This is a genomic window from Baekduia sp. (genome assembly GCF_035685985.1).
GTDB lineage: Bacteria > Actinomycetota > Thermoleophilia > Solirubrobacterales > Solirubrobacteraceae > Baekduia.
Genome location: NZ_DASRZV010000025.1, coordinates 164577 through 178723, shown reverse-complemented (window position 1 = coordinate 178723; position 14147 = coordinate 164577). Strand labels below are relative to the sequence as shown.

The following is a 14147-nucleotide window of genomic DNA, read 5'->3' as shown; positions in this document are numbered from 1 at the left end:
GGATGCGTGCCGGATGGGTGTCACGCTCGTAACCGGTGCGACCGGGCTGATCGGCTCGCACGTCGCCCGAGCGCTCGTGGAGCGCGGCGATCGCGTGCGCGTCGCCGTGCCGGAGGGCGCGTCGCGGGCCGCGCTGGCCGGGATCGAGGACGGCGTCCAGGTCTTCGCCGGCGACGTGGTCGTGCGCCGCGACGCCCGCCGCGCGCTGCGCGACGTCGACCTGCTGTTCCACGTCGCGGGCGCGACGACGCTGCGCGCGGGCTGGCGCGCGCTGCATCGCGCCAACGTGCTCGACACGCGCGTCGTGCTGGAGGAGGCGCTGCGCGCGGGCGTGGAGCGCGTCGTGCACACGAGCGCCGTGGCGGCGATCGGGCCCGCGCCGCGCGGCGTGACGGCCGACGAGACCCAGGGCTTCAACGCGGCCCGCGTCGGGTTGACCTACGCCAACGCGAAGGCCGAGGCCGAGCGCGAGGCGCTGCGGATCTGCGCTCAGGGGCTGCCGGTCGTGATCGTCAACCCGGCGCACGTGCTCGGGCGCGGCGACGTGCACCGGTCCTCGACCGAGCTGGTCCGGCGCTTCCTGCGCCGTGAGATCCCGATCTACGTCGACGGGACGCTCTGCATCGTCGGCGCCGAGGACGTCGCGCGCGGCCACCTGCTGGCCGCCGAGCGCGGCGCGGTGGGCGAGCGCTACATCCTGGGCGGCCGGAACTTCACCAACGACCGCCTGTTCGCCGACCTCGGGCGGTTGAGCGGGGTCGAGCCGCCCGCGGTCAAGCTGCCGCTGCCCGCCGCGCTGGCCGTCGCCCAGGCCTTCCAGGCGCTGCCCGGCCGCCCGCCGATCACCGTCGAGGAGGTCCGTGCGCTCTCGCTGCGCTGGGCCTACCGCTCCAACAAGGCCCGCCGCGAGCTGGGCTGGACGACCGGCCACCACGAGCAGCCGCTGATCGACACGATCGAGTGGTACCGCGAACGCGAGCCCGACGCCGTCCGCGCGCCGGGAACGCGGCAGCCGCTGGCGCTGCGGGTCGCGGGGTTCGGGACCTCGCGGCTGGCGGGCGTGGCGCGGGCCCTGCGGGACTGAGCGGTCGATCCGACCGGTCGATCCCGCGACCGGGACGCGGGTCGCGCCGCCGGCGCGCTCACGCCACGGCGTCGGCGCCGGCCAGCAGCGCCGCCACCGACGCCCCGTCCACCGGCGACGCCACGCCCCGCTCGGTGACCAGCGCGCTGACCAACCCGGCCGGCGTCACGTCGAACGCCGGGTTGATCACCGGCGTCCCGGCCGGCGCCACCGACACGCCGCCGAACGACGTCACCTCGTCCGCGCCCCGCTCCTCGATCTCGATCGCGTCGCCGTCCACGGTGGAGGGATCGATGGTGGAGGTCGGTCCGGCGACGACGAACGGCACGCCCGCCGCCCGCGCCGCCAGGGCGTGCGAGTACGTCCCGACCTTGTTGGCGGTGTCGCCGTTGGCGGCGACCCGGTCGCAGCCGACGATCACGGCATCGGCCAGGCCGCGGCGCAGCAGGGACGCCGCGGCGCCGTCGACGACCACGGCATGGGGGATCCCGAGCCTCGCCAGCTCCCACGCGGTCAGCCGCGCGCCCTGCAGCAGCGGCCGCGTCTCGCAAGCGATGACCTTCACGCCCTCGTGGCGCTCGGCCAGCGCGACGCACACGCCGAGCGCGCTCCCGCGTCCGCCGGTCGCCAAGGCCCCCGTGTTGCAGTGCGTCAGCACCGTCCGCGCGCCGTCCAGCAGGTCCGCGCCGAACCCGGCGAGCGCCTCCGACGCCGCGTCCTCGGCGGCCTGGATCCTCTGCGCCTCGCCGCGCGCCGCGCTGGAGATCGTCGTCGGCCCCGCGCTCATGACCGCCGCGCGCACGCGCTCGACGGCCCACGCCAGGTTCACGGCGGTCGGACGGGAGGCGATCAGCACGTCCGCGCCCTCCTCCAGCGCCCCCAGCGACGGCCGCGCGCTCAGCTCCATCGCCAGCCCGTAGGCGGCGGCGATCCCGATGTTCGGCGCCCCGCGCACGGCCAGGCGCGCGATCGCCTCGGCGGTGTCGCGCGCGCCGGTCAGGCTCAGCCAGACCTCCTCGCGCGGCAGCCGCGTCTGGTCGAGGATCGACAGCCGCTTGCCGTCCCAGCGGACGGCCTGGATGCGCTCGGACGCGGACGGGATCGCCACGCCGGTCACCTTAGAAGGTGCTGGTGCGACGCCCGCGCCGGACCCTTCTCTACTGTTCGCCGCACCCGTGCCCCGCTCGCTCTCCGCGGCTGCCGCCGCCCTCCTCGCCCTGCTGATCCCCGCCGCCGCGCAGGCCGCCGGCGGCCCGATCATGCCGCTGTCGGCCGTCCAGAACGGCATGCGCTGCACCGGCTACACGGTGATCAAGGGCACCGCGATCACCAGCTTCGACGTCGAGGTCGTCGACGTCCTCGCCGAGCCGTACGCGTCGATCCTCGTCAAGGCCAGCGGCCCCGCGGTCGACGAGACCGGCATCGCCGAGGGCTTCAGCGGCTCGCCGGTCGTGTGCGTCGACCCGGCCGACGGCGTCGCCAAGACGATCGGCGCGATCGCCCAGGGCACCGGCGACTACGGCAACAAGCTCGTGCTCGTCACGCCGATCCAGACGATGCTCGGCGAGCCCGCGATCCCGCCGGTCAGCGCGGCGAGCGCGTCGAAGTCCTCCAAGAAGCTCGCGCGCCGCGCCCGCGCGCTGGGCACGCCGCTGAGCTTCGCCGGCGTCAGCGGCCCGGTCGCCACCGCGCTGGCCAAGGCCGCCAAGAAGGCCGGCCGCGCGGTCTACGCGGCGCCCGCCGCGCCGCGCGTCGCCGCCTTCTCGCCGCAGACCCTCCAGCCCGGCGCCTCGGTCGCCGCGTCGCTGTCCTCGGGCGACATCCAGGCCGGCGCGGTCGGCACCGTCACCTACGTCGACGGCGACACCGTCTGGGCCTTCGGCCATCCGCTGGACGGCGCGGGCCGCCGCTCGCTGCTGCTGCAGGACGCCTACGTCTACACGGTGGTCAACAACCCGCTCGACACCGAGGACTCCGTCTCCTACAAGTACGCGACGCCGGGCCACGACCTCGGGACGCTCACCAACGACGCGCCGACCGCCGTCGTCGGCCGCCTCGGCGCGCTGCCCACGACGTTCCCGCTGCGCGTGACCGCCAAGGACCTCGACTCGGGCCGCGTCGTGCACGTCAACAGCCGGATCGCCGACGAGACCGCGGTCGGCCAGCCGACCGGCACCTCGTCGCTGACCCAGGTCGCGCCGGTCGCCGTCGCGCAGGCCGCCTACGACATCCTGCGCGGCTCGCCCGCGCGCCAGAGCGGCGAGCTGTGCCTGCGGCTGGACATCCGCGAGCAGCAGGCGCCGCTGCGGTTCTGCAACACCTACGTCGGCGGGACGCCCAGCTCGCCGGCCGCGCCGCTGGTCGCCGACGTCGCCTCGGCCACGACGCTGCTCGACCAGTACAACTTCGGCGTCGTCCACGTGACGTCGGCGGCGGTGAGCCTGAAGCTGCGCCGCTCGCTGCGCCAGGCCTACATCCTGGGCGCCACGGGGCCCACGCGCGTCAAGCGCGGACGCGACGTCAAGGTGAAGGTCTACGCCCAGAAGGTCCGCGGGGCCAAGCTCACGCGGACGGTCAAGGTCCACATCCCGCGCTACCTGAGCAAGGGCACGCACATCCTGACGCTGACCGGGACGCCCGCCGACGTCGTCGCGGGGCAGACCGACAGCGGCGACTACAGCTCGACGTTCACGATCTCGCTCGGCGACGACTCGTCGGGCAGCGACGACCCGGGCCCGCGCTCGCTGCGCGAGCTGACCGCGGCGTTCGGCGCGATCCACCGCGAGGACGGCGTGACGGCGAGCTTCCGCGATCCCGGCGACGGCAACGGCGACACCGCCACGTCGGAGATCGAGGTGCTGCACGACCCGCAGCTGCGCTTCAGCGGACGCGCGGCGCTGCGGGTCGTGGTCAAGCCCTAGGGCTCAGGACAGGCGGTTCTCGATGCCCAGCGGCGCGGGCCGCGTCGGCGCGGCCGCCGCCCCGTCCTCGACGTCGTCGGGCTGCTCGACGCCGAGCGCCTGCGCCAGCTCGCCGGACTCGAGCATCTCCAGCACGATGTCGCAGCCGCCGACCAGCTCGCCCTTGACGAACAGCTGGGGGATCGTCGGCCAGTTGGACAGCGCCGACAGCTCCTGGCGGATGCGCGGGTCGGGCAGGATGTCGACCGCCGCGAACGGCGCGTCGAGCGTCTGGAGCGCGGCGACCGTGCGCGCGGAGAAGCCGCACGCGGGCGCGTCGGGCGTGCCCTTCATGAAGAGGATCGTCGGGTTGTCGCGGATCGCCTCGGCGATCGCCTCGCGGATGGGGTTGTCGCTCATGAGTGCTCCGGAACCTTGGTGGTCAGTGACAGCGCGTGAATCGCCCCGCCGATCTCGGCGCCGAACACGTCGTAGACGAGACGGTGCTGTTGGATGCGGCTCAGCCCGGCGAACGCGGGGGAGACCACGGTGGCGCGGAAGTGGTCGCCTCCACCCGTCCAGTCCTCCACCTCGGCGGTGCTGTCGGGCAGCGCCGCCTCGATGCGGCTCTTGAGTTCGTCCGTCGTCGGCATCGGGGCTTGAGGGTATCGCTATCCTTTGTATAGCGATGACCGGAACCACCGTCACCTACCAGGCCAAGGGCGTCCGCTTCACGGAGAAGGGCGCCGTCAAGGTTCGCGAGTTCCTGGAGGCCCAGGGCGCCGACATCAGCTCCGCCGGACTGCGCGTCGGCGTGCGGGGCGGCGGCTGCTCCGGCTTCCAATACCAGCTCGCCTTCGACGACCAGCACGATGGCGACGCCATCTTCGAGGACCAGGGCCTCCGCATCCTGGTCGACGCCCAGTCGCTGCCCTACGTGGACGGCTCGGAGATCGACTACGTCGACTCGCTCCAGGGCGCGGGCTTCCAGGTCAACAACCCCAACGTCGTCGCGGCCTGCGGTTGCGGCTCGTCGTTCCGCGTCGAGGACGACGCTGAGGTCTCGGCCGTCTGAGCGCCGGTTCCGGCGAGCACGGCCGTGGACGCGTCCCGGCCGACGCTGAGCACCACCCGATCCCTTGACGATCCAACCAGGATCGCCTGCGGAATCGTGTGGCGCTCAGCATCCGCCCGGAACACGTCCACGACCGCGCTCGCTTCGGAACCGACACTCAGCCGGCTCAGGCTGGTTGGCGGTTCTGGTTTCGGTCCTCTTCCTCGCCGGCTGCGGCGGCGGGGACGACGACGCGCGCCCGCCCGCGAAGACCGCGGCCGCGGCGCCGCCGTCCGCCTCGCAGGTCGCGCCCGCGACGACGAGCGCGCCGGCCCAGACGCCCGACCGGCCGGTCGTGCTGGCGACCGGCATCACCGAGTCCAACTCGCAGCTGCTGTGGGATCCCGGCACGCGTCCGGTCGTCGCGCCCGGGTTCGGGATCTGGCGCGACCGGCTGCTGGCGCTCAAGCCGCGCTTCGTGCGCGTGCCGGTCTACTGGTCGCAGCTGCAGCCCGATCCGTCGCGGCCCGCCGACCTGTCGCATCCGGCCGACGGCTGCCTGCGCGGGCTGGCGCCGTGCGGCGAGTCCAGCGGGATCGCCGACGAGCTGGCCGCGATCGCCTCGCTGCAGAAGGCGGGGCTCGGCGTGCCCGAGGTCGAGATCGTGATCGCGGGCGTCCCGGCGTGGGCGGCCGACCCGGCGTCGGGGTGCGAGCGCTCGGACGCAGGCCCGACGTCGCGGCCGATCACCGCGCAGGGCCTGGAGGCCTACCAGGCGCTCATCGGGCAGATCGCCGCGCTGGCCGGCCAGCAGGGCGCGACGGTCACGTACTACAGCCCGTGGAACGAGCCCAACCACCCGGCCTTCATCTCGCCCCAGCGCGCGACCTGCTCCAAGGACGCGCCGACGGTGGCCGCGTCGGTCTACGCGACGCTCGTGCGCGCGGCTGAGCAGGCGCTGGACGCCGTGCCCGGCGACCAGCAGCTCGTCCTCGGCGAGATGGCCGGGACGACCGTCGCCTCGCCGCGCCGCTCGACCGTCCAGGAGATGGTCTCCGCGCTGCCCGACGACGTCGCCTGCGCGTCGCGGCTGTGGTCCCAGCACGACTACGCCCAGGTCCATCCGGATCCGGGCAAGCCCGACCCGGTCGCCGAGCTGGAGACCGCGCTGGACGCCCGGCCGTGCACGCGCGGCGCGCACATCTGGATCACCGAGACCGGCGTCGGCGGCGACGACCCGGGCGCGCCGCGCCCGACCGACGACGCGTCGCTGCGCGCGCAGTGCCGCGCCCAGGAGCGCCTGCTGGACCGCTGGGCGGCGGACCCGCGCGTCGACGCGGCGTTCCAGTACACCTTCCGCGAGGACACCGCCTACCCGGTCGGCCTGGTCGACGCCGGGCTCACCCGCGTCTACCCGACCTACGACCTCTGGGCCGCCTGGGGCGCCGACCGCGCGCCCAGCGACGGGCCGCCGCCGCGCCCGGCCGCCTGCGCCTGACCCCAGCCGCGCTCGATCGCGCGCCGGACCACGAGGTCGCCGGCGACCAGCACGTCGGGGCGACCCTCCCGGCCAGGACCGGGGCGGCGGCGCTCAGGCCGTGACCGACAGCGACTCGCCGTCCAGCGCGTTCAGCGCGCGCTCGATCGACGTGTTGATGCAGGTGAACGACGGCGTGTCGCGCAGCGTCCAGGCCGACGCCTCGGTCGTGCGCAGCCGCTGGACGAGGTCCAGGAACGCGCCCGCGTCGTCGGTGTCGAAGGCGACCACGAACTCCTGGTCGTCGAGCCCGAACGAGTAGGTGGTGTGGTTGTCCACCGTCGGGTACTCGCGGCCGACCTCGATGTGCTCCTGCATGATCCGCCAGCGCTCCTTCGGATCCAGGCCGTACCACTGCCGCGTCTTGACGAACGGGTAGACGAACAGGTACTTGCCCTTGAAGCGCCGGGGGATGTGGCGCTCCTCGTCGCTGTACTCCGACGTCTTGCGCAGGCCCAGGAACGAGTAGGGCTGCGTCGCCCACTTCATCAGGCCCGACTGCGCCAGCACGACGTGGAACTCGTGGACGCGGTCGAGGTTCTCGGCCTCCATCACGAGCATCAGCTCGGCGTCGCCGCGCGTGCCGACGAGGGAGAAGCCCTGGATCAGGTGGTCGGTCCCGAAGTCCTCGCACGCCGCCAGGAACTCCGCCTTGTGCTCCGCGCGCTCGGACTCCGGCAGGCGCCGCCAGGCAGGATCGAGCTTGAGGAACGTGTACTTCACGAAGTGCCGGTCAGCCATCAGGCCGTCCAGTTTAGTCCGCGGGTCCCGGACGCTCGTGTGAAGACGGGTTATCCCCCAGGCCATTCCGGGCATCGGGCCGATACCATGATCTCGATGCGCATCGCGCTCGTCAGCCCCTATTCGTGGACCTATCCCGGGGGCGTCACGCGGCACATCGAGGCGCTGCGGGAAGAGCTTTCGATCCTGGGTCACGATGTGCGGGTTCTGGCGCCCGTGGACCCGCCCGACCGTCGGTCGGCGCGGCGGCATCGCGGTGCCGTTCCGCAGGAGCGCGCGCTGCCGGAGTGGATCGTCCCGCTCGGGCGGACGATGGGCTTCCCGGCCAACGGCGCGGTCTCCAACCTGACCATGCCCTACGCGCCGAACGTGAGCGCGCTGCGCGAGGAGCTGCGGACGGGCGGCTACGACGTCGTCCACATCCACGAGCCGGTCGTGCCCTGCGTCGGCTGGGACACGCTGACGACCTGCGGCGTGCCGATGGTCGGGACCTTCCACACCTACGGCACCAGCAAGGTGTCGCACGGGATCGCGATCGCCATCGGCGCCCGGCGGCGCCTCAACCGCCTGAAGGTCCGCCTCGCGGTGTCCGAGGCCGCCAAGTGGACCGGCGAGCGCTTCTACGGCGGCCGCTACCGCGTCGTGCCCAACGGCGTGCACGTCGACGAGTCCTTGGAGCCCGCCCCGGCCGAGGCCGTCACCGCCCAGCGCCCGCTGCGGGTCGCGTTCGTCGGCCAGGCCGTCGAGCGCAAGGGGCTGCCGGTGCTGCTGCGCGCCTACGAGGCGCTGCGCGAGCACGTCCCGGTCCAGCTGACGATCGTCGGCGCCGCCGCCGAGGAGGTCGAGCCGCTGCTGCTCGACGGCCGCGACGGCGTGACGGTCCTGGGCAAGGTCGACGACGCGACCAAGACCGCCGTGCTGCGCGAGGCCGACGTGCTGGCGGCCCCGTCGCTGGGCGGCGAGTCGTTCGGCATGGTGCTGACCGAGGCCTTCGCGGCCGGCACGCCGGTCGTCGCCTCCGACATCGCGGGCTACCGCGACGTCGTCCAGGACGGCGTCGAGGGCATGCTCGTGCCGCGCGGCGACGCGGCCGCGCTCGGCGAGGCGCTGCGCGCGATGGCGCTGGACCACGAGCGCCGCGCCGCGATGGGCGCCGCCGCCCTGCACTCCGCCAAGCGCTACGCCTGGCCGGTCGTCGCCCGCCAGGTCGTCAAGGCCTACGAGGACGCGATCGCGGTCGGCGCGCCGGAGGGCTCGCTCGTCCACCGCGCCGCCGTGCGCATCGGCGCGCTGCCCTCGGATCTCCAGCCGCGCCGCCCGGCGCGGCGCCTGCCGTCGATGGACCCGCCGGTCCCGCGCGTGCGCGCCAAGCGGCCGGTGCTGGCGCTCGTGCGCCGCGTGCTGATGGCGCTGGTCGCCCTGGCCGTCGTCGGCGGCGCGCTGGAGGCGCTGCGGCGGATCGGCCTGGACAAGATCACCGACTCGCTGCTGCACGCGACGGTCTCGTGGGTGCTCGTGGCGCTCGCGTTGATGTGCACGTCGATGGCCGTTCGCGCGGTCTCGTGGGCGGCGATCCTGCGCGCGGCGTTCCCGACGCATCCGCGGCCGCGGCTGAGCGACGCGTTGCAGGGCACGATGATCGGCGTGCTGATGTCCGCGACGCTGCCCGCGCGCCTCGGCGAGCCGGCGCGCGCGATGATCGTCGCGCGGCGCATCGGCCGGCCCCGCGACGGGCTGCCGATGGTCCTGGGCACGATCGTCTCCCAGACGTTGTTGAACATCTTGGCGCTGGTGATCCTCGGCTGCGCGATGTTCCGGTCGGTGCCGGTCTTCGACCACCACCAGAGCGGGCTGATCGCCTTCGCGACGCTGCCGCTGGTCATCCTCGCGGCCGTGCTCGGCGCGCCCGCCGTGCTGCGCAGCGGCGCCCGCGCGTCCTCGGCGCGCGTGCGCGCGTGGGCCACGCAGGGCCGGCGGGCGACCGCGCAGGTCCGCGCGGGCCTGGAGGTCTTCCGCCAGCCGCGGCTGGGCAGCGTCGCCGCCAGCGCGCAGCTGCTGGCGTGGGTCATCCAGTGGCTGTCCTGCTACGTGCTGCTGATGGCCTTCGGCCTCGACGACCGCGCCGGCCTCGGCGCCGCGGCGGCCGTCCTGTTCGCCGTCAACGTGTCCGCCGTCCTGCCGGCCACGCCGTCCAACCTCGGCGTCTTCCAGGCCGCGTGCGTGTTCGTGCTGCACAAGGGCTACGGGATCAGCGTCGAGGACGCGCTCGGCTACGGGATCATCCTGCAGGCCGTCGAGATCGCCACGGCCTTCGTCATGGGCGCGCCCGCGCTGCTGAAGGAGGGCGTCTCCTGGCGGGACGTCCGCATGCGGGCGATGCACGCCGCGCCGGTCGAGCTTCCGCCGCTGCCGCGGCGCGGCGAGTCGACCGCCTACGAGGTCGACGCTTGAGCCACCGCGCGGCGCCGGCAGCCGTGCTGCTGTCCGCCGTCGCGCTCGTCGCCACCGCCTGCGGCGGCGACCGCGTCGACCGCAAGGACCTCGAGTCCAAGATCGCCGATCAGATCAAGCGCCAGACCGACGTCTCGACGACCGTCGACTGCCCCGACGACGTCAGCCCCAAGCAGGGCTCGACCGCCCACTGCACGACGACGCTCTCCGGCGCGACCGTCGACATCGTCGTGACGTTCACGCACGACGGGCGCTTCACGCTGACGTCGGTGCGACCGCGGGTGAGCTGAGCGCGGGCGCCGCGTCCGCGGGCTCGATCGTCTCCGGGGCGGCCGCGTCCTTGCGCCGCAGGAACGGCTGCTCGACGAAGCGGTAGGAGAGCATGACGACGACCACGGTGACGGCCAGCGCGCCCAGCCGCGCCGACGTGCTGTCCAGGCCCCAGCGCGTGTCGACGATCACGAAGATCGGGAAGTGCCAGAGGTAGAGGCCGTAGGAGCGGCGGCCGATCTCGACCATCGGCCGCACGCCGAGCGGCGCGGTGACCGCCGGCACGTGGCGCAGGCAGGCGTAGATCACCGTGCAGGTCAGCACCGAGATCACCGGCCAGCCGATGAGGCTGTCCTCGTCGGGCGTCGTCCCGGTCAGCACGATCAGCCCCAGCAGCGCGACGAGCGCCGCCACGCCGGCGAGCGCGACCGCGCTGCGGCCGCGCCGGGGCGCGAGGTCGCCCGACAGGCTCGGCGTCGCGACGTAGATCGCCAGCAGCGCGCCGAACAGCAGCTCGACGGCGCGCGTCGGCGTGGCGTTGGACGCGACGCGCGCGGGCGCGTCGACGAGCGCCAGCGCCGCGACCAGCAGCCACGCGCTCGCCAGCAGCGCGGCGACGGCCTTCAGCAGCGCCCGGCCGTTCCAGCCGAAGCGGTGCAGCAGCAGCCCCAGCAGCGCCGGCCACACGAGGTAGAACTGCTCCTCGATCGACAGCGACCACGCGTGCGAGAGCGTGCCCAGGCCGGTGCCCTGGATCGCCTGCACCCAGTTGGCGACGTAGAAGCTGCCGAAGACCGCGCCCTTGAACGTCGCGCCGTAGTCCGAGAAGCACTCGGCGACGACGCACGCGAAGACCACCGCGAAGTACGCCGGCAACAGCCGCAGCGCCCGTCGCCGGTAGAAGTCCCGGAAGTCCACCCGCCCGCCGGGCGGGGTGCGCGTCAGCAGGATCGAGGTGATCAGGAACCCGCTGAGCACGAAGAAGATGTCGACGCCGATGTCGCCGTTGCCGAACACCGCCAGCCGGAGGTGGAACCCGACCACCGCCAGGGCGGCGATCGCCCTGATCCCGTCCAGCCCGGGAACATGCCCGAGCTTGCGGCCCTCGACCGGCGCCACCGGAGCCTGCGCACGCGTGCTCATCTCCGAACAACGTCCGGTCGGCGCCGGGGCTTTCGCGGCGGGCTACGGCAGGCGGCCCAGCCGCGGCAGCGACAGCAGCCCCGCCACGATGAGGAGCACGAGGCCCGCGCCGGCGAAGCCGGGGGTGATCTCGCGCTGCTCGTGCTTGGTGGCGAGCTTGGAGCCGAGCGAGGAGTAGATCCCGCGCAGCTCGCCGGCGTCGTCGGAGGTGAACGCGCGGCCGCCGCTGACCTGGGCGATCTGCTTGAGGGTCTCGGGGTCGGGCGGGACGGCGATCGGCGGCGAGAGCGGCGAGACCGGGTTGGGGATCGTCGCGTCCTCGGTGCCGAGCGCGACGGTGTAGATCGGGATCCCGAGCCGCTTGGCGATGCGCGCGACGCCGACGGGGTCGCGGCCGGTCGTGGTCTTGCCGTCCGAGAGCAGGATGATCGCCGAGGCCTTGGCCTTGGACTTGTCGCCGCCGGGCGCCAGCGTGTCGATCGCGACCTGGAGCGCCTCGCCGGTCGCCGTCGCGCCCGCGGCGGTCTGGGCCTCGATCGTGCCCCGGACGCGGTCGCGGTCGGTCGTCGGCGGCAGCGTGCCGTCGGGGCCGTCGGAGTAGGCGACCACGCCGACCCGCGTCTGCTTGGGCAGCTTGTCCAGGAACGTCTCGGCGGCGGTCTCGGCGGCGCTCAGCCGGTCGGGCTCGACGTCGGTCGCCGACATCGACCCGCTGTGGTCGGTGACCAGCACGACCGACGCGCCCTCGACCGGCACGGCGATCGTCCGCTGGGGCTTGGCCAGCGCCAGCGCCAGCGCGGCGATCGCCGCCAGCGCGAGCGCGGCGGGCAGCAGGCGCCGCCACGGCGACACGACGCCCGCCGCGAGCGCCAGCGTGCCCGCGGCCGGGAACCGGACCGCGTAGGCCGTGCGGCGACGGCGCGCCGCGTACAACCCCAACAACGCCAGCGGGATCGCCAGGAGCGCCAGCAGGCCCAGCGGGGCGCCGAAGGACAGCGCCAGCGGGGTCGCCACGCTCACCGCAGCCTCCGTCCCAGCTGCAGGAGCCAGTCCTCGTCGGTCGACAGCGACGCGTGGTCGACGCGCAGGCGCCGCAGCTCGCTCGCCAGCGCGTCGCGGCGCTCGCGCTCCAACGCCTCGAACCGGGCCCGCACGCGCGGGCGCGACGTGTCGACCTCGACGCGCCGCCCGGTCTCCGGGTCGACGACCGCGATCCGGCCGACGGCCGGGACCGACGCCTCGCGCGGGTCGTGGACCTCGACGGCCAGCACCGCGTGGCGCGCGCGCAGCGCGCCGAGCGGCCGCGCCCAGTCGCGCTGGTCGCGGAAGTCGGAGATCACCACCACCAGGCCCGGCAGCCGCGCGACGCGCCCGACGCGGCCCAGCGCGTCGGCCAGCGCGTGCGGGTCGTGGGCGCCGTCGACGGCCGTGCCGGTCGACAGCGCGCGCCGCAGCGCGACCAGGCCGGCCTTCGACCCGCGCGGCGGGCGCAGCGTCGGCTCGCCCGCGCCGAAGGTCATCAGGCCCACGCGGCCCGCGTGGCGCAGCGCCAGCCGACCCAGGGCCAGGGCGACGCCCTCGGCGACGTCCCACTTCAACCGCCGCGCGGTCCCGAACGCCATCGAGGCCGACACGTCGATCGCCAGCCACGTCGTCAGCGTCCGCTCCGGCACCTCCAGGCGCACGTGCGGCTCGCCGGAACGTGCGGTCGCCGCCGCGTCGATGCGCCGGACGTCGTCGCCGAACGCGTAGGGCCGGATCTGCGCCAGCTCGGTGCCCGCCCCGACGCCCGCGGCGCGCCGGTCGCCGGGCAGCGCGCCCGCGACCCGCTGGGTCACCGCGATGGCCAAGGCATCCAACAACGCGTGCGGCATCGGGCCTGGGCCCTGGCGGGCGGCGGGCGAGGCCATCGGGATGCGCGGGCTGGGGCTCAAGCGGCCCCTCGCGCCACGCGGTGCTGGTAGCGGTCCTCCGGCGCGGGGATCGCCTCGAGCACGCGGTCGAGGATCTGGTCGGCGGTCACGCCCTCGCTCAGCGCGTCGTAGGACAGCACGAGCCGGTGGCGCAGCACGTCGGGCGCGAGGTCGCGGACGTCGCCCGCGTTGACGTAGCCGCGCCCGCGCAGCATCGCCAGCGCGCGCGCCGCGTGGATCAGGCCGATCGGCCCGCGCGGCGAGGCGCCGAACTCGACCATGCCCGCCAGGTCGCCCATGCCGTGCGCGGCCGGGTGGCGCGTCGCGTCGGCCAGCGCCACCGCGTAGGCGATGATGTCGCGGTCGACCATCACCTGGCCGGTGAGCGCCGCGTAGCGCTCCAGGTCGTGCAGCTCCAGGCGCTGGCGGACCTCCGCCGGGCCGCCCAGCGAGCGGCCGACCACGGCCGCCTCCTCGCCCGGCGTCGGGTAGTCCACCAACAGCTTCATGAGGAAGCGGTCGACCTGCGCCTCGGGCAGGGGGTAGGTCCCCTCGGACTCGATCGGGTTCTGCGTCGCCAGCACGAGGAACGGGCGGGGGACCGGGAACGTCTGGCCGCCGATCGTCACCTGGTTCTCCTGCATGACCTCCAACAACGCGCTCTGCACCTTGGCGGGGGCGCGGTTGATCTCGTCGGCCAGCAGCACGTTGCCGAACACGGGGCCCAGCTCGGTGTCGAAGCGCCCGGTGTCCGGCCGCCAGATCCGCGTGCCGACCAGGTCGGCGGGCACGAGGTCGGGCGTGAACTGCACGCGCCGGAACGTGCCGCCGACGACGTCGGCCAGCGTCCGCACGGTCAGCGTCTTGGCCAGGCCCGGGACGCCCTCCAGCAGCACGTGGCCGCCGGCGAGCAGGCTGACCAGCAGCCGCTCGAGCATCGCGTCCTGGCCGACGATGACGCGCTTGATCTCGTGCAGCGCCTCGCTCAGCGCCCGGCGCGGATCCTCGTGGGCGTCCTGCGGGGACAGGTCGGTGGTCTCGTCCATCGGTCGTT

At 74.4% G+C, this 14147-nt stretch carries 14 protein-coding genes; 6 read left to right on the top strand and 8 right to left on the bottom strand.

Translation table 11 applies throughout. From position 1 onward, the window contains the following. The first annotated feature begins 13 nt into the window (after window positions 1-13). Window positions 14-1084, top strand: a complete 1071-nt coding sequence (locus VFG42_RS16475) for an NAD-dependent epimerase/dehydratase family protein (RefSeq protein ID WP_324909855.1) — start codon at window positions 14-16, stop codon at window positions 1082-1084. Window positions 1085-1142: 58 nt separating this feature from the next. On the opposite strand, the gene mtnA is transcribed toward VFG42_RS16475, so the two are convergent. Then, window positions 1143-2192 (bottom strand): S-methyl-5-thioribose-1-phosphate isomerase, encoded by a 1050-nt coding sequence (gene mtnA / locus VFG42_RS16470; protein ID WP_324909854.1) that lies wholly within the window; start codon window positions 2190-2192, stop codon window positions 1143-1145. Window positions 2193-2259: 67 nt separating this feature from the next. On the opposite strand from mtnA, the gene VFG42_RS16465 reads away from it, so the two are divergent. Next, window positions 2260-4005, top strand: coding sequence for a hypothetical protein (locus tag VFG42_RS16465; RefSeq protein WP_324909853.1), 1746 nt, complete (start codon window positions 2260-2262; stop codon window positions 4003-4005). Window positions 4006-4008: 3 nt separating this feature from the next. On the opposite strand, the gene grxD is transcribed toward VFG42_RS16465, so the two are convergent. Together grxD and VFG42_RS16455 are read right to left on the bottom strand one after the other, a co-directional pair. Continuing rightward, window positions 4009-4404, bottom strand: coding sequence for a Grx4 family monothiol glutaredoxin (grxD, locus tag VFG42_RS16460; RefSeq protein WP_324909852.1), 396 nt, complete (start codon window positions 4402-4404; stop codon window positions 4009-4011). Further along, window positions 4401-4637 (bottom strand): BolA family transcriptional regulator, encoded by a 237-nt coding sequence (locus VFG42_RS16455; RefSeq protein WP_324909851.1) that lies wholly within the window; start codon window positions 4635-4637, stop codon window positions 4401-4403. The genes grxD and VFG42_RS16455 overlap by 4 nt, the downstream gene beginning before the upstream one ends. 35 nt (window positions 4638-4672) lie before the next feature. Here VFG42_RS16455 and VFG42_RS16450 point away from each other — a divergent pair, with 35 nt between their 5' ends. Both VFG42_RS16450 and VFG42_RS16445 read left to right on the top strand, forming a co-directional pair. After that, on the top strand, window positions 4673-5059 hold the full coding sequence (locus tag VFG42_RS16450) for an iron-sulfur cluster assembly accessory protein (RefSeq protein ID WP_324909850.1): 387 nt from the start codon (window positions 4673-4675) through the stop codon (window positions 5057-5059). A gap of 175 nt (window positions 5060-5234) precedes the next feature. Beyond that, entirely contained in the window at window positions 5235-6536 is a 1302-nt protein-coding gene (locus VFG42_RS16445) for a hypothetical protein (protein ID WP_324909849.1), read from the top strand. Between the two features lie 93 nt (window positions 6537-6629). On the opposite strand, the gene VFG42_RS16440 is transcribed toward VFG42_RS16445, so the two are convergent. Beyond that, complete coding sequence (locus VFG42_RS16440; protein WP_324909848.1) at window positions 6630-7316, bottom strand: chlorite dismutase family protein; 687 nt, start codon at window positions 7314-7316, stop codon at window positions 6630-6632. A 96-nt stretch (window positions 7317-7412) separates the two neighbouring features. On the opposite strand from VFG42_RS16440, the gene VFG42_RS16435 reads away from it, so the two are divergent. Together VFG42_RS16435 and VFG42_RS16430 are read left to right on the top strand one after the other, a co-directional pair. Next, on the top strand, window positions 7413-9767 hold the full coding sequence (locus VFG42_RS16435) for a glycosyltransferase (protein WP_324909847.1): 2355 nt from the start codon (window positions 7413-7415) through the stop codon (window positions 9765-9767). Next, window positions 9764-10057 carry a DUF4333 domain-containing protein gene (locus VFG42_RS16430; protein WP_324909846.1) on the top strand — a complete coding sequence of 98 codons (294 nt, stop codon included), beginning with the start codon at window positions 9764-9766 and terminating at the stop codon, window positions 10055-10057. Before VFG42_RS16435 ends, VFG42_RS16430 begins: the two co-directional genes overlap by 4 nt. Here the strand turns inward: VFG42_RS16430 and VFG42_RS16425 are convergent. The 4 genes from VFG42_RS16425 to VFG42_RS16410 are packed head-to-tail and all read right to left on the bottom strand — an operon-like array spanning window position 10023 to window position 14139. Then, a complete protein-coding gene (locus VFG42_RS16425; protein WP_324909845.1) occupies window positions 10023-11180 on the bottom strand; it encodes an acyltransferase in 1158 nt (385 codons plus the stop codon). The genes VFG42_RS16430 and VFG42_RS16425 overlap by 35 nt on opposite strands. A 42-nt stretch (window positions 11181-11222) precedes the next feature. Beyond that, window positions 11223-12200, bottom strand: coding sequence for a VWA domain-containing protein (locus VFG42_RS16420; RefSeq protein WP_324909844.1), 978 nt, complete (start codon window positions 12198-12200; stop codon window positions 11223-11225). Next, entirely contained in the window at window positions 12197-13114 is a 918-nt protein-coding gene (locus VFG42_RS16415) for a DUF58 domain-containing protein (protein ID WP_324909843.1), read from the bottom strand. Before VFG42_RS16415 ends, VFG42_RS16420 begins: the two co-directional genes overlap by 4 nt. Next, window positions 13111-14139 carry an AAA family ATPase gene (locus VFG42_RS16410; protein WP_324909842.1) on the bottom strand — a complete coding sequence of 343 codons (1029 nt, stop codon included), beginning with the start codon at window positions 14137-14139 and terminating at the stop codon, window positions 13111-13113. Before VFG42_RS16410 ends, VFG42_RS16415 begins: the two co-directional genes overlap by 4 nt. Between the last annotated feature and the right edge of the window lie 8 nt (window positions 14140-14147).

Coding starts and splice junctions, on each gene's coding strand:
- VFG42_RS16475 (WP_324909855.1), top strand. CDS start 14: ATGGGTGTCACGCTCGTAACCGGTGCGACCGGGCTGATCGGCTCGCAC.
- grxD (WP_324909852.1), bottom strand. CDS start 4,404: ATGAGCGACAACCCCATCCGCGAGGCGATCGCCGAGGCGATCCGCGAC.
- VFG42_RS16455 (WP_324909851.1), bottom strand. CDS start 4,637: ATGCCGACGACGGACGAACTCAAGAGCCGCATCGAGGCGGCGCTGCCC.
- VFG42_RS16450 (WP_324909850.1), top strand. CDS start 4,673: ATGACCGGAACCACCGTCACCTACCAGGCCAAGGGCGTCCGCTTCACG.
- VFG42_RS16440 (WP_324909848.1), bottom strand. CDS start 7,316: ATGGCTGACCGGCACTTCGTGAAGTACACGTTCCTCAAGCTCGATCCT.
- VFG42_RS16435 (WP_324909847.1), top strand. CDS start 7,413: ATGCGCATCGCGCTCGTCAGCCCCTATTCGTGGACCTATCCCGGGGGC.
- VFG42_RS16425 (WP_324909845.1), bottom strand. CDS start 11,180: ATGAGCACGCGTGCGCAGGCTCCGGTGGCGCCGGTCGAGGGCCGCAAG.
- VFG42_RS16410 (WP_324909842.1), bottom strand. CDS start 14,139: ATGGACGAGACCACCGACCTGTCCCCGCAGGACGCCCACGAGGATCCG.